General features: G+C 69.4%; 16 protein-coding genes. 8 read left to right on the top strand and 8 right to left on the bottom strand.

Going from position 1 to position 14,153, the window contains the following annotated elements; genetic code table 11:
• Window positions 1–388: 388 nt before the first annotated feature.
• Together ABD235_RS00170 and ABD235_RS00165 are read right to left on the bottom strand one after the other, a co-directional pair.
• Window positions 389–787, bottom strand: coding sequence for a DUF1304 family protein (locus ABD235_RS00170; RefSeq protein WP_344167332.1), 399 nt, complete (start codon window positions 785–787; stop codon window positions 389–391).
• Complete coding sequence (locus ABD235_RS00165) at window positions 784–1,875, bottom strand: methyltransferase (RefSeq protein ID WP_344167329.1); 1,092 nt, start codon at window positions 1,873–1,875, stop codon at window positions 784–786. Before ABD235_RS00165 ends, ABD235_RS00170 begins: the two co-directional genes overlap by 4 nt.
• Window positions 1,876–1,950: 75 nt before the next feature.
• Between ABD235_RS00165 and ABD235_RS00160 the strand changes: the two genes are divergently transcribed.
• From ABD235_RS00160 to ABD235_RS00145, 4 genes are all read left to right on the top strand, one after another.
• Window positions 1,951–2,370, top strand: coding sequence for a MarR family winged helix-turn-helix transcriptional regulator (locus ABD235_RS00160; protein ID WP_344167326.1), 420 nt, complete (start codon window positions 1,951–1,953; stop codon window positions 2,368–2,370).
• A gap of 91 nt (window positions 2,371–2,461) precedes the next feature.
• On the top strand, window positions 2,462–5,278 hold the full coding sequence (locus ABD235_RS00155; protein WP_344167323.1) for a S8 family serine peptidase: 2,817 nt from the start codon (window positions 2,462–2,464) through the stop codon (window positions 5,276–5,278).
• 85 nt (window positions 5,279–5,363) lie between these two features.
• Window positions 5,364–5,897, top strand: coding sequence for a hypothetical protein (locus ABD235_RS00150; protein WP_344167320.1), 534 nt, complete (start codon window positions 5,364–5,366; stop codon window positions 5,895–5,897).
• A 78-nt stretch (window positions 5,898–5,975) separates the two neighbouring features.
• On the top strand, window positions 5,976–6,416 hold the full coding sequence (locus tag ABD235_RS00145; RefSeq protein ID WP_344167317.1) for a hypothetical protein: 441 nt from the start codon (window positions 5,976–5,978) through the stop codon (window positions 6,414–6,416).
• A gap of 4 nt (window positions 6,417–6,420) precedes the next feature.
• Here ABD235_RS00145 and ABD235_RS00140 read toward each other — a convergent pair whose 3' ends face one another.
• The 3 genes from ABD235_RS00140 to ABD235_RS00130 are packed head-to-tail and all read right to left on the bottom strand — an operon-like array spanning window position 6,421 to window position 9,580.
• Window positions 6,421–7,176: an SDR family oxidoreductase gene (locus tag ABD235_RS00140; protein WP_344167314.1), complete on the bottom strand. Its 756-nt coding sequence runs from the start codon at window positions 7,174–7,176 to the stop codon at window positions 6,421–6,423.
• 24 nt (window positions 7,177–7,200) lie between these two features.
• Window positions 7,201–8,421: an acetyl-CoA C-acetyltransferase gene (locus ABD235_RS00135; RefSeq protein WP_344167311.1), complete on the bottom strand. Its 1,221-nt coding sequence runs from the start codon at window positions 8,419–8,421 to the stop codon at window positions 7,201–7,203.
• Between the two features lie 13 nt (window positions 8,422–8,434).
• Window positions 8,435–9,580 carry an acyl-CoA dehydrogenase family protein gene (locus ABD235_RS00130; protein WP_344167308.1) on the bottom strand — a complete coding sequence of 382 codons (1,146 nt, stop codon included), beginning with the start codon at window positions 9,578–9,580 and terminating at the stop codon, window positions 8,435–8,437.
• Window positions 9,581–9,689: 109 nt separating this feature from the next.
• Between ABD235_RS00130 and ABD235_RS00125 the strand changes: the two genes are divergently transcribed.
• A complete protein-coding gene (locus ABD235_RS00125; RefSeq protein WP_344167305.1) occupies window positions 9,690–10,289 on the top strand; it encodes a TetR/AcrR family transcriptional regulator in 600 nt (199 codons plus the stop codon).
• Between the two features lie 57 nt (window positions 10,290–10,346).
• Here the strand turns inward: ABD235_RS00125 and ABD235_RS00120 are convergent, their stop codons facing one another.
• Window positions 10,347–10,916 (bottom strand): YceI family protein, encoded by a 570-nt coding sequence (locus ABD235_RS00120; protein WP_344167302.1) that lies wholly within the window; start codon window positions 10,914–10,916, stop codon window positions 10,347–10,349.
• A 103-nt stretch (window positions 10,917–11,019) separates the two neighbouring features.
• Here ABD235_RS00120 and ABD235_RS00115 point away from each other — a divergent pair, with 103 nt between their 5' ends.
• Window positions 11,020–11,478, top strand: coding sequence for a MarR family winged helix-turn-helix transcriptional regulator (locus ABD235_RS00115; RefSeq protein ID WP_344173613.1), 459 nt, complete (start codon window positions 11,020–11,022; stop codon window positions 11,476–11,478).
• A 472-nt stretch (window positions 11,479–11,950) separates the two neighbouring features.
• Entirely contained in the window at window positions 11,951–12,289 is a 339-nt protein-coding gene (locus ABD235_RS00110; RefSeq protein WP_344167299.1) for a hypothetical protein, read from the top strand.
• 51 nt (window positions 12,290–12,340) lie between these two features.
• On the opposite strand, the gene ABD235_RS00105 is transcribed toward ABD235_RS00110, so the two are convergent.
• Window positions 12,341–12,736, bottom strand: coding sequence for a RidA family protein (locus ABD235_RS00105; RefSeq protein WP_344173611.1), 396 nt, complete (start codon window positions 12,734–12,736; stop codon window positions 12,341–12,343).
• A 97-nt stretch (window positions 12,737–12,833) separates the two neighbouring features.
• On the opposite strand from ABD235_RS00105, the gene ABD235_RS00100 reads away from it, so the two are divergent.
• Window positions 12,834–13,805, top strand: a complete 972-nt coding sequence (locus ABD235_RS00100) for a helix-turn-helix transcriptional regulator (RefSeq protein WP_344167296.1) — start codon at window positions 12,834–12,836, stop codon at window positions 13,803–13,805.
• On the opposite strand, the gene ABD235_RS00095 is transcribed toward ABD235_RS00100, so the two are convergent.
• Entirely contained in the window at window positions 13,802–14,089 is a 288-nt protein-coding gene (locus ABD235_RS00095) for a helix-turn-helix transcriptional regulator (RefSeq protein ID WP_344167293.1), read from the bottom strand. The genes ABD235_RS00100 and ABD235_RS00095 overlap by 4 nt on opposite strands.
• Between the last annotated feature and the right edge of the window lie 64 nt (window positions 14,090–14,153).

The raw sequence follows: 14,153 nt of genomic DNA, 5'->3' as shown, positions 1-14,153 counted from the left end.
GCCCTTCCGTTCGCTGGCGCTCACTCCAGCGCCAGCTCCCACCCACCCTTGGCAGTGCGTGCGCGTGCTGTCGCCCGCTTCAAGTACGCGCTGCCGCGCTAGGGTGCACACCCTGCTTCCGCCAGCTTGTTTGCGCGCTACCGCGCTTCAAGTGCGCGGCCCCGGGGCTCGAGTGCGCGCTTGCCCGCTTCGCTTGCGCGCTGCGCGCTTCACCTGCGCGCTGGCGCGCTGAGCGACACACTGGCGCCGGCGTGACTCGCTGCCCGCCGGAGCAACCGGACGCCCGCCTTGTCGCCGACGGCTTCGGCGACAGCGCAGGGCGCACGGCGCACGGCGCACGGCGCACGGCGCACGGCGCACGGCGCACGGCGCACGAAAGCCTGACGACCTAGACCGCGATCGCGATCAGCGCGATCGCCGGCAGGACCGACGACGCGACCGTCCCGCGCACGCTTCCCCCGCGCGGCCGCCAGTACCCGAGCAGATCCGCCATCCCCATGAACAACGACGCCAGCAACATGTAGAGGCAACTGACAACCACCACCGTCGTCCCCGTCGACTCGTTGCCGTACCGGACCATCCACAGCCCGACGAGCGCGCCCACCCCGACCAGCGCGTTGCGCGCGCCGATGCAGAACGCCCACAGGTGCACGTTCCGGAGCCCGTGCGGTTCGATCCCGAGGAACTTCTGGACCCACGGGCGGTCGATCAGGAAGGCCTCTGTGGGGAAGACCGCGATCAAGATCAGCGCCGCGAGGCCGGCGCTGAGTTGGGCGACCGCGTTCACGACGACCGCCCGGGAGCGGCTTCGACGAGCGAGAGCGTGGAGACCGTCGGAACGATCCGCGTGAGCCGAAACCCTGCGCGGTCGAGCAACGTCCCGAACTGCCGCTCGGTGCGTTCGCGACCGCCGACGAAGATCAGCATGTCGAGGTCGAGCGTCTTCGCGAAGTGCGGGGTGTTGCCCGGCGGTACGACGCTGTCGAGCAGCAGCAGCGTCGACCTCCGCGGCATGTGCCGGCGTACGGTGCTCAAGATCGCGACGGCCTGCTCGTCGTCGAAGTCGTGGATCACCCGCCGCATCACGTACAGATCGCCGTCGGACGGCGCCGTCTCGAAGAACGATCCCGAATCGATCCGGCACCGGGTCACAACGCCTGCCTCGCGCAGATGAGCCTCGGCCGCACCGACCATCGCCTCACGCTCCTGCAGAACCCCCTTGGCGTTCGGAGCCGCGCCGAGCATGAGCGCGAGAAGCTGCCCGTGCCCGCCACCGAGGTCGACGATCGTCGAGTACGGCGTGAAGTCGTACGCCGCGGCGACGGTCGGCCAGTCCAGGTCGGTCAGCCGCGTCATCGCGTCGTTGAACGTGGCCGCGAACTCCGGGTTGCCGTCCAGGTACTCCCACATCTGCTTGCCCAGGGCAACCTCCGCGGCCGGCTCACCGGTCCGGACGGACTCGGCCAACCGGCCCCACGGGCCCTGGTACAGCGGATCGCCGAGCATCAGCACGACCGGCAGCAGCGAGCCCGGCGTTCCCGAGCGCAGCCCGCCGCCCAGACCGGTGAGCCCGTACCGCCCATCGGACCTCTCGGTGAACAGCCCGAACATCGCACCGGCCCGCAGCAGCCGATAGGTGGCGTCGGGATCCGACCCCACCTCCGCCGCGATCTCGTCCGCGCACAACGGGCCGGCCGCCAGAACGTCCGCGATGCCGAGCTTGGCCACCGCGTAGACGACGTGCGTCCCCATGAAGCCCGAGGCGAGCTCCAGCAGGCCGATCTCCGGCGGAACCATGCGCCGTGTGAGGTTCTGCAGCGCGGTCCGGACGGCAGTCGCTGCCCGAACGACTTTGACTGGCGGAACTCTGGTCATCGCACACCTATAATCGTCAGCAGTACTGACCATCTTGGTCAGCCTTGCTGACTACTGTCAAGAGGTGGAGACCGCATGGACCTGGCCACGCTCATGTTCATCGCGTACCGCGCGATGGACGACGAGGTGATCGGGGCCATGCGCGAGTCCGGCTACCAGGTGACCGTCGCCCAGTCCCGGATCGCCCAGCGCATCGCCGCGGGCGGCTCGCGCCTCACTGACCTCGCCGAGCAGGCGCAGGTCACCAAGCAGACCGCGAGCCTGCTGGTCGCGGCGCTGGAGAAGGAAGGCCTGGTCGAACGCGTCCCGGATCCGGCCGACGGGCGAGCGCGACTCATCCGCTTCACCGCCAAGGGCCAGGCCGCCTCGGAACGGGCGCGTGAGGTGGTCACCCGCGTCGAGCAGGAGTGGACCGAGCACCTCGGCCCCGAGTTGGCCGCAGCACTCCGGCAGGCCCTCATCAAGCTTCGCGAAAAGTCCGACCCCTACCGGTGACAGCTCTGACATACTTCGCCGCATCTGTCACTTGAGACCCTTGGGGGGGTCCGTGTTACCCATCCGCCCTGCTCATTTTCTCCGGCTCGGTGTGCCCGCTGCACTGGTAGCGGCCACGCTGGTCACGGTTACCGGCTCGTCGGTCGGCGCCGAGCAGTTCAAGCCGTACGTCGTGAAGTCCGTCGCCGGCCGCACGGCCGAGTCCGCCGCCGCATCGAACGCGGCGCTGGTGAAGTTCAGGTCCGGGGCCTCCAAGGCCGCCCGGGCCCAGGCCCTCGGCAAGGCCGGCGGCCGGGCCGGCGCCTCGATCGGCGGTGACGTGGTCCGCGTCACCGGTGACCGCCCGGCGACCGAACTGGTCAAGAAGCTGAAGGCCGAGCCGGCCGTCCAGCTCGCCTCCCTGGACTACATCCGCAAGATCTCCGCCACTCCGAACGACGCGTACTACGGCGGCTACCAGACCTACCTGTCGACCGTCCGCCTGCCGCAGGCGTGGGACCTCACCAAGAGCGCCGGCACGCAGACGGTCGCCGTACTGGACACAGGGATCGACGCCGGGCACCCGGACCTGGTGGGCCGGGTTCTCGCGGGCCGCAACGAGATCACCCCCGGGGCCGCGCCGAACGACGACAACGGGCATGGCACCATGACGTCCGGCATCGTCGGCGCGAACACCAACAACGGCGTCGGTGTGGCCGGTGCCGCCTGGTCCACGAAGATCCTGCCGGTCAAGGTGCTCGACTGGGAGGGCAACGGCCCGGACTCCGCGATCATCGCCGGGATCAACTGGGCCGCGGCCCAGGGCGCTCGGGTGATCAACATGTCGCTCGGCGGTGACGGCGACAACCCGGTCCTGCACGACGCGATCAGCCAGGCTGTCGCCAAGGGCGTCGTCGTGGTCGCCGCGGCCGGCAACACCGGGATCGAGTCGCCGTCCTACCCGGCGGCCTACCCGGAGGTGCTCGCCGTCGCCGCCACCGACAACAACGCGGCACTGACCGGTTTCAGCACGCGAGGCGACTGGGTCGACCTCGCCGCGCCGGGCTGGAACATCGCCTCGACCGGGCCGCGTTCGCTGACCGAACCCGGCTACGACCCGTACTGGATCGGCAGCGGCACCTCGTTCTCGGCCCCGATCGTGGCCGGCGTCGCGGCCCTGCTGCGCAACAAGTACCCGTCGTACACGCCGGCGCAGGTGATGGCCCGGCTGAAGACGACCGCGCGGGACGCCGGACCGCGCGGCATCGACCCGTTCTACGGCGCCGGCGTGCTCGACGCGTACAACGCGCTCGGCGGTTCCTGGGCGCCCGAGTTCTGGGGCGCCGGCCCCGACGGCAACGACCTCGCGTCCCGGGCGACGCCGATGACGACCTCGGCCAGTGGCGTGATCGGTCCGGAGGGCGACGTCGACTGGTACAAGGTCACCGAACCGTCCGACCGCGTCGGCCGCGTGACCGTCACCGGTCCGGTGTACGACGGGGAGAACCGCGCGCAGAACTTCGCTCCCGTCGTCTCCGTGCACAGCAACTCGATCCTGCAGGTCCTCAGCCGGGCCCAGGCCGACACCGAGCCGGAGACCCCGCAGCAGCTGAGCGTCTCGGTCAACGTCAATTTCGTTGCTGGCGACAACTACATCGCCGTCCGCAACTACAACGGCTCGCGGGACAGCCGCCCGTACACCGTGACGGTCGGCGCCGGCACCCAGGTGACCAACACGTCCGACTACTACTGGATCCGCGACGCCGCTCCGGCCGACTTCGCCGGTGGCGTGGCCCGGACCGCCACCCCGACGGTCACCTTCGTGCGCGACCTGATTCCCGGCAGCGTCACCAACAGCACCGTCCGGCTGCTCAACGGCAAGACCGGCAACGCCGTACCGGCCGCCGTCGCGTACGACGAGGCCACGAGGACGGCCAAGGTCACGCCGAACGCGCCGCTGCAGGACAACACGCCGTACCGGCTCTCGGTCGGGGCCGTCCAGGACAGCGTCACGACCGAGAACTACACCGGCGGTTTCAGCTCGGTCTTCCGCACCGTCGACGAGAACCCCGCGCCGGCGAGCGGCTTCGACGCGACCGGGGCGTACACCACGGCGGCACTGAAGTGGTCCTTCCCGGCGATCACCGACCTGGACCAGGTCGTCGTACGGCGTGCCATCGGTACGACCGCGCCGGCGTCACCCACCGCCGGGACCGCCGTCTACAACGGTGAGGCGAGCACCGCGACCGCCACTGGTCTGGCGAACGCGACCAGCTACGCGTTCAGCGCGTTCGTCAAGGATCGCAGCGGTCGGTTCAGCGCTCCTGTCACCACCCAGCTGACCGGCACGGCGACGTCGATGGCGTCCACCGCGTCGGTGATCAACTACGGCGGCACCGTGACGCTGAGCAGCAAGGTGATCCGGATCGACAGCCAGGCCCCGGTGGCCGGCGCACCGATCTCGCTGTACGGGCGGAACAAGAACAGCTCCACCTGGCGCGAGATCACCCGGCGGACCACGAGCGCGACCGGGACGGTCAGCGTCGCGTACAACCCCGGCGTGTCGACGGTGTTCGTCTGGGGCTACAACGGCTCGCCGGACCTGCTCGGATCCCGGACCGGCAACCTCACGGTCGAGGTCCGCCCGACGATCACGTCGAACGTGTCGCCGGCCACGAGCAAGTTGGGCGCGACCACCAACTTCTACGGCTACGTCCGGCCCCAGCACCCGGGCTCGCCGCTGTACCTGCAGCGTCTGGTCGGCTCCACCTGGACGACGATCACGTCAACCAAGCTGAATTCGACCGGCAACTACGCGTTCGCCATCAAGCCGGCGACGCGCGGCACGTACACCTACCGCGCGGTCTTCCAGGCCGACGCCGACCACGCGACCGCCGTGTCGCCGGTGCGGTCGTTCACCGTCAGCTGACCCGCTGGGCGGGCGGTCCCGGACGGCCGGGGCCGCCCGCACAAACTCCTGGCACCGCCGTCAGGAGTGAAATACCCTCAAGCCCATGACCGACCCGCGCAGCATCCTCGCCGACCTCTTCGTCGCCGACGGCCCGAGACCCGAGTACGCCGACGCGTTCCAGGTCTTCGCTCCCTTGATCGGCAGCTGGGACCTCGACGTCCGCTGGTACGACGAGTCCGGCGCGGTCGCCCGCCGGACCGAGGGCGAGTGGCACTTCGGCTGGGCGCTCGACGGCCGCGCGCTCGCCGACATCTGGATCACCCCGAGCCGGGCTCGCCGTGAGGTCGACGGCGACGGCGAGTGGGGCCTGTCGATCCGCCTCTACGACTCGGAGCTGAAGGCCTTCCGCTCCACCTGGATGGGTCCCAAGCACGCCTTCGTGATGACCTTCATCGGCCACCACGGCGACGACTGGATCACCCTCGAGGCCCGCGAACCCACGGCGTACAAGACCCGCTGGGGCTTCACCAACATCACCCCGACCACCTTCGACTGGCACAACGAGGACGAGACGGAAGACGGCACAGTCACGCTCCGCCAGACCTTCGCCGCCACGAGAATGGACCGCCCAGCGTGATCCAATGACCCCTCGCGTACCTGGGGGGTTCACGTGTTCATCCGCTCGCGGCGAGCACTCGCCGGCTGCTTCATCGCCATGGCCGCACTCGCAGGTGGCGCGACCGTCGCCTGGTCGTCGACCCGGAGCACGTGGACCTGGCGTCCTGCTGGGGCCAAGACCGACCTGGAGACCGACCGCCCTCTCGTGCGGCAGAACGCGCCGACCACCGACCTCCGCCTCGGCTCCAGCGCCTACCTGATCAGCCGCCGCGACGGACGCCGAATCACACTCAGCAGCAGCATCCACCGCTTCAACCCCGCGACGTACGCCACCGAACCATGGCCCGGCGCCCGCGGCGAACTCCAACTGCGCAAACCCGGCACCGCCGCCTGGACCACCTTCAAGCACGTGACGGCAGACAGCCGCGGCGAAGCGACCGAATCCTTCGACCTGGCAGCCCGCTACGACTACCGACTCCTCATCCCCGACACAGCCGACACCTGGGGATCCACGAGTTCAACAGCCGCCAAGCTCTAGTCCGCTACTGAACCATCCCGCCGTTCAGTGTCAGGCCGCCGTCGATGGTCAGCGTCTGGCCGGTGATCCACGATGCCTCGTCCGACAGCAGAAACCAGACCAGCGAGCCCACGTCCTCGGGCCGGCCCAGCCGCTTGAGCGGGTACGTCGCCGCGACGTCGGCCTCGCGGCCTTCGTACAGGGCGCCGGCGAACTTAGTCTTCACCACCGCCGGCGCGACCGCGTTGACGCGGATCTCCGGCGCCAGCTCGACGGCCAGTTCCATCGTGACGCGGGCGAGCATCGCCTTCGTCGCGCCGTACCAGCCGATGCCGGGCGACGGCGCCAGGCCGGCGACCGACGACAGGTTGACCACGGAGCCGCCGTGCTCGCCCATCCACGCGTCGCGGCAGGCCTTCACCCACGCGATCGCGGCGAGCACGTTCGTGTCGACCATCTTGGCGGCGACCGCGCTGTCGACGTCGAGCAGCGAACCGTAGATCGGGTTGATCCCGGTGTTGTTGACGAGCAGGTCCACCGACCCGTACGTCGACAGCGCGGACTCGATCACCTGCGCCCGGTGCTCCGGGTCAGCGGCCTTGCCCGCGACGGCGAGCGCGTTCTCCGCGCCGCCGAGCGACTCGACCGCCTGATCGAGCGTCTCCTGCGTCCGCCCGGTGATCACCACCCGGGCGCCGTCGGCGACCAGCCGCTGCGCCACCGCGAGCCCGATCCCGCGGGACGCCCCGGTCACGATCGCCGTACGGCCCTTCAAACCCATCAGCTCAGTCCCATCGATCAGGTGTCAGCTCAACCGCTCGAGCACGATCGCCATGCCCTGGCCGCCGCCGACGCACATCGTCTCCAGCCCGAACTGCTTGTCCTCGAACTGCAGCCCGTTCACCAGCGTGGTCATGATCCGCGCCCCGGTCGACCCGAACGGGTGCCCGAGCGCGATCGCGCCGCCGTGCACGTTCAGGCGGTCCTCGTCGATGCCGAGCTCGCGCGCCGACCCGATCACCTGGACGGCGAACGCCTCGTTGATCTCGACCAGGTCGATGTCGGAGATGCTCATCCCGGCCCGCGCCAGTGCCTGCTTCGACGCCTCGACCGGACCGAGGCCCATGATCTCCGGCGACAGCCCGCTGACCCCGGTCGAAACGATCCGCGCCAGCGGCGTCAGCCCGAGCTCACGCGCCTTGGTGTCGCTCATGATCACGACCGCCGCGGCGCCGTCGTTCAGCGGGCAGCAGTTGCCCGCCGTGACGGTCCCGTCCGGGCGGAAGACCGGCTGCAGCTGGCTGACCTTCTCCAGCGTCGTACCGGCCCGCGGCCCGTCGTCCTTGCTCACGACCGTGCCGTCCGGCAGCGTCACCGGCGTGATCTCGCGCTCGAAGAAGCCGTTGTTGATCGCCTTCTCGGCCAGGTTCTGCGACCGTACGCCGAACGCGTCCTGGTCGGCGCGGCTGATCCCGCGCAGCGTCGCGACGTTCTCTGCGGTCTGGCCCATCGAGATGTAGATGTCCGGGAGCTGCCCGTCCTCGCGCGGGTCGTGCCAGACGTCGTTGGTCTCGGCGTACTTCTCGGTCCGCTGGACGGCCTCGGTGAAGACCGGGTTGAACGAGCTCGGGTCGCCGACCCCGGCCGAGCCGAAGTTCTTGTACCGCGAGACGCACTCGACGCCGGCGCTGACGAAGATGTCGCCCTCGCCGGACTTGATCGCGTGGTACGCCATCCGCGCGGTCTGCGTCGACGACGCGCAGAACCGGTTGATCGTCGTCGCGGGCGTGTTGTCCCACCCGAGCTGGACGGCGACGCGGCGGGCCATGTTACCGCCGTGCTCGTCGTGCGGCTCGGCGCACCCGAGCATCAGGTCCTCGATCTGGTCCCCGGTCAGGCCGGCCTTCTCGACCGCGGCCTGGATCATCTGCACGGCCAGGTCGTCCGGCCGGATGTCCTTGAGGGACCCCTTGTTGGCCCGGCCGATCGGCGAGCGCGCGGTGGAGACGATGACTGCTTCAGGCATGCCCAGTTTCCTTTCAGAGGCCCAGGTCGCGGCCGATGAGTTCCTTCATGATCTCGTTGCTGCCGGCCCAGATCTTGGTCACCCGGGCGTCGCGCCAGGCGCGGGCCACCCGGTACTCGTTCATGTAGCCGTAGCCGCCGTGCAGCTGGACGCACGCGTCCAGGATCTCGTTCTGCACCTGCGCGCTCCACCACTTGGCCTTCGCGGCGTCGACCGCGGACAGCCGGTCCTCGTCGTGCGCCACGATCGCGTTGTCGACGTACGCCTGCGTCACCTCGGCCTTGGTGACCAGCTCGGCGATCAGGAACTTGTTGTACTGGAACGAGCCGACCGGCTGACCGAACGCCTTGCGCTGCTTCACGTACTCGATCGTCTCGTCGAGGATCTGTACGGCGTGCGCGATGTTCGAGACCGCGGCCCCGACGCGCTCCTGGGCCAGCCGCTCCATCATGTGGATGAAGCCGCGGTCGATCTCGCCGAGCACGTTCTCGTCCGGGACGAACACGTCCTCGAAGAACAGCTCCGACGTCCCGGACTCGGTCTGCCCGACCTTGTCGAGCTTGCGGCCGCGGGCGAACCCGTCCATGCCCTCCTCGACCGCGAACAGCGTGATGCCCTTGGCGCCCTTGCTCGGGTCGGTCCGGGCCGCGGTGATGGTCAGGTCGGCCATGTCGCCGTTGGTGATGAACGTCTTCGAGCCGTTCAGCACCCAGCCGCCGTCGACCTTCTTCGCGCTGGTCTTCAGCCCGGCCAGGTCGGACCCGCCGGACGGCTCGGTCATCCCGATCGCCGCGACCAGCTCGCCGGAACTGAACTTCGGCAGCCAGCGCTGCTTCTGCTCCTCGGTGCCGAGGTCGACCAGGTACGGCGCGGCGCAGTCGTAGTGGATCCCGAAACAGCTCGACAGCGACGCCGAGACCTTCGAGACCTCCTCGGCGAACACCGCGTTGAACCGGTAGTCGCCGACGCTCGAACCGCCGTACTCCTCCGGCACGTCGAGCCCGAGGAAGCCCTGCTTGCCGGCCTCCAGCCAGACCGCGCGATCGATCGTCTTCTCCTCGAGGAACTGCTCCATCCGCGGGACCAGCGAGCGGTCGCAGAACTCCTTCGCACTGGCCCGGAACGCGTGGTGGTCCTCGCCGAAGATGATCCGTTGCATCGCTGGGTCCTTCCCCGAGGTGGTCTGGGTGTGATCTGCGCCGCTGCCATCAGTCTCACCGATGGCTAAGCGCTTGCTTAGCTTCGCGAATCCAGTGCAGAGTGTCAACGTGTCCGCAGTCACCAGTCCCCTCGTGTGGGAACACGTCCAGCCGGCCGCCGCCCGCCGGCTGCTCACCGGCGCCATCGACGCGTTCGCCGAGCGCGGCTTCCAGGCGACCACCACCCGCGACATCGCGTCCCGCGCCGGCATGTCCCCGGCGGCGCTCTACGTGCACTACCCCTCGAAGGAGCGCCTGCTCTTCGAGATCAGCCTGTACGGGCACCAGGCGGCGCTCGCCGTACTGCAGGAGGCGGGCGATCGGCCTTCTCCGACCGAGCGGCTGCGCTCGATGGTGTCCTCGTTCACCGCCTGGCACGCCGAGCACCACACCATCGCGCGGGTGGTCCAGTACGAGTTGGCCGCACTGACTCCCGAGCACTTCGCCGAGGTCGCCACCATCCGGCGCGCGATCTCGGCCCAGATCGAGCAGGTGCTGGCCGACGGCGTACGGGACGGCTCGTTCACGGTCGAGGACCTGCCCGGTACGACGCTCGCCGTACTGTCACTGTCGATCGACGTCGCGCGCTGGTACACGCCGCACCGGACGAAGCCCGAGGCGCTCGGCAGCTTGTACGGCGATCTGGCGCTGCGGATGGTCCAGGCCTGAAAACTGCGAAGGCCCCGGCACCCTCTCGCGAGGGTCCGGGGCCTTTCGGCCTACCGACTAGTCCTGCAGCGCGGCCTGGACGTCGAGGTGGATGTCCACCTTGTCGCCGATCAGGAGCTTGCCGCCCTCCAGCGGGACGTTGAAGTCGATGCCCCAGTCCTTGCGGCTGATCGAGGTGGAACCCTCGAAGCCGATGATCTTCTGGCCGTACGCGTTCTGCTCGACGCCGAGGAACTCGACCGCGAACTCGATCGGCTTGGTGACACCCTTGATGGTCAGCTCGCCGGCCAGGACGAAGTCGTCACCCTCCGGCTTCAGCGCGGTGCTGGTGAACGTCATCTTTGGGCTGTTCTCCGCGTCGAAGAAGTCGCCCGAGCGCAGGTGCCCGTCGCGCTGCTCGCTGCGGGTGTGCACGGAGGCGAGCTCGACCGTGACGGCCGCGGTCGACTCCTCCAGCGAGTCCTTGACGACGATCTCGCCGGCGAACTCCCGGAAGGTGCCGCGCACCTTGGTCATCAGGTGGCGGACGGTGAAGCCGATCTCGGTGTGCGCCGTGTCGAGCGCGTAGGTGCCGGCCACCAGGCCGGGGATGCTGGTCGTCGGGGTGGTGGTACCGGTGATGCTCACGAGGCTCTCCCAAGAAGTTAGTTAAAATTTCAATCTGTTCCCCAGATGTCTGCTCTAACGGTTTAAATCTGAACTACATTCCCGCTACACTGTTCCCGTGACGATGACGACTGGCACCCGGTGGCTGGACTCCGAGCAGCAGGTGGCGTGGCGCGCGTACCTGCTGGGCACGGCGCGCCTGATGGCCAAGCTGGACGACGACCTGCGGCAGTTCGGCCTGGGCATCAACGACTACGAGATCCTGGTCCGCCTCTCCGAGGCCCCCGACCGGCGCCTGCGGATGGCCGACCTGGCCGACCGCCTGCACCAGAGCCGCTCCCGCCTCACCCACACCGTAGGCCGCCTCGAGGCCGCCGACCTGGTCCGCCGTACGTCGTGCAAGAGCGACAAGCGCGGCGTCTGGGCCGAACTCACCGACGCCGGCTTCAGCCTGCTCGAGCAGGCCGCCCCTTCCCACGTCGAAGGCGTCCGCGAAAACCTGGTCGACCTGGCCACCCCCGAGGACTTCGCTGCGGTCGGCCGGGTCTTCGACGCCGTCTCCGAACACATCGGCCAACGCTGATCTGAACCCGCGTGGGAAAGAAGTGCCTTTCCCACGCGGGCCCTTCCGTTCGCTGGCGCTCACTCCAGCGCCCGGCTCCCGCCCACCCAGTTGAGTGCGCGTGCTGACGCGCGCTTCAGCGCCGGGCTGGCGCCCGCGAGTGCGCGTGCTGTCGCGCGCTTCAATGGCCGTGCTGGCGCCCGGCATACGCGTGCTATCGCCCGCTTGAGGCGGGCGGCCTAGCGGCCGCGAGAGCGCGCTGGCGGGCTTAGTGCGCACTACCGCGCGGCGAGGTCGTCGGGCTGTCTCCTGCTTCGGCGCCGGGCCAGCGCCCACGCATCGACGTGCTACTCCTCCGGTCACCAAATCCCGTCGCCACCCGCACCACACCGTCGTACCGTTTGCCGCATGACCCAGCACCCAGCCCCGGAACCTTAAGCATCCGGGACCAGACGCGGTAACGGCCGCGAACGGATGCATGCCGGGAGCATGCATGAGCCGCACCGACAAGGACCGCCCGAACTGGGTGGTCCGGCACGTCGAGAACCACCCGATCCAGCACGACCCCCGCCACGGGGCATGTGTCGAGCAGACCCTCGCCTTCAACCCGCGCGCCACTTGCGAACCGGCGCGCAGCGACGGCACCGACCGCCATCCGCACGGCCGGTTCGGCCCGGACGCCGAGGAGATCCGCCAGCTCCGCGCACCCGAGCGCCGACGCGAGCGCGACGAACTGCACCGGCTGCTTCGTACCTGGAACGCCGGCGACCCGCTCGACGACTACGACTTCGCCAACCACCAGCACCGCCACAGCGCGCACTGGCTGATGTAGGCGCAAAGCTCGCCGCCTCCAACGACTCGCTGGAGGCGGCGAGGTGCTCAACTACGCGATCGCGGTCCCCTCCAGCTCCACCATCTGTCCCGGGATCGCGAGCCGGCTCACCCCCAGCATCGTGGTCGTCGGCGCCACCCGAGCAGCACCCAGTTTCGACGCCAGCACCCCGTAGTGCTGGAACAGCAGGTCCACATCGGTCGTGTACACGTTGAGCCGCACCAGATTCCCCAGCGCCATCCCAGCCTCCCCGAGCACCGCCTCCAGGTTGCTGAGGCTCAGCGCCAGTTGCCCGGCCATGTCACCGTCGTGCTCAGGCTTGCCGTCCGCGTTCATCGCGGTCTGCCCTGAGCAGTACAACGTCCGCGTGTGACCGGATACGACCTCCCCCTGGTTGAAGCCCATCCCCACCGACCACGTCACCGGGTTGACCGCCGTTCGTTCCACTGCCACTTCAGCTCCATTCGACTCGTCTGATGTCCGTCGACGAGCCTGCCAACAATTCACGACACCCTTGGTCATGTATTCCGGTACGGTTTCGCGGGTGCGCGCCGACCGGTTGGTATCGCTGGTGCTGCTGCTCCGCCAGCGCGGCCAACTGTCCGCGACCACGCTCGCTCGCGAGCTGGAGGTGTCCACGCGCACCGTGCTGCGCGACATCGAGGCGCTGTCGGCCGCCGGCGTACCCGTGTACGCCGAGCGCGGCCGCCATGGCGGCTTCGCCCTGCTGCCCGGCTTTCAGACCGAGCTCACCGGCCTTGGCCACGACGAAGCACTCGCCTTGCTCGTCGCCGGATCGCGGCGTGGTGCTCAGGCGTTCGGCCTCGGCTCAGCGCTCGCGTCGGCCATGCTGAAGGTCGTCGACGCACTCCCCGACAGCTACCGCGACACCGCCACCGGTGCGGCCCAGCGCCTGCTGCTCGAGCCTGAGATCGACCTCCTGTCGCGCCGCCGCGACACCGAGGAGGTCCCCGATGCAGTCATGGCCGCCGTACGGCGTGCTGTGCTGGCCGGGCACCGGCTGCGGATCCAGTACGCAGCCGCTGACCAGGCGCCGGAGTGGCGCACGGTCGACCCGGTTGGGCTCGTCACCGTCCGCGGGCAGGGCTACCTGCTGGCCACCAAGTCAGGCGAGGACCGCACCTACCGACTGTCCCGCGTGCTCGACGCCGAGGAGCTCACCGAGCCCGCCGAACGGCCGGACCAGATCGACCTCGGCCAGGCCTGGCAGGAACGCAGTACGCGCTTCCGCACCAGCGGCGACCAGGTCGCCGTATTGGCGCGAGTGAACCCAGTACGCCGCAAGGACCTGGTCGGTACGGCGCTCGCCGTACTGTCCGAGGAGACCGCCGAGGACGGCTGGCTGCTGATGGAGGCGACGTTCCAGGACTCCCGCCACGCCGTCTGGGCGCTGTGGCAGCTCGCGACGAACGCGGAAGTCCTGGAGCCCCAGTGGCTCCGTACGACGATGCACGACCGCGCGGCGGCGATGCTTAGCCACTACCCTCAGCCCTAGGAAGCCAGCCACTCCCGTGCGTTGCGCCCGGGCGCACCCTCGGGCCGGCTGATCTCGGCCCAGACCGCGTCGAGCGACAGCCCGAGCACGTCGGCGATCGCCGCGATGGTCGGAAAGGCCGGCGTCGCCACGCGTCCCGACTCGATCTTGCGCAGCGTCTCCGGCGAGACCCGGGCGTCGAGCGCGACCTCGAGCATCGAGCGCTCGCCCCGCGCGAGCCGCAGCAGCGCGCCGAGGCGCTGCCCGCGTTCGACCTCCGCGGGGGTGAGCGGCAACCTGACCATGAACCGATTCTAGTCCCGGGATAATATGGCCGGGATAGTTATTGGTACGCGTGAAAGGCGCCGC

It is taken from the genome of Kribbella lupini, from assembly GCF_039529595.1.
In the GTDB taxonomy this organism is placed as follows: Bacteria; Actinomycetota; Actinomycetes; order Propionibacteriales; family Kribbellaceae; genus Kribbella; species Kribbella lupini.
This window is presented reverse-complemented; position numbering and strand designations above follow the sequence as displayed.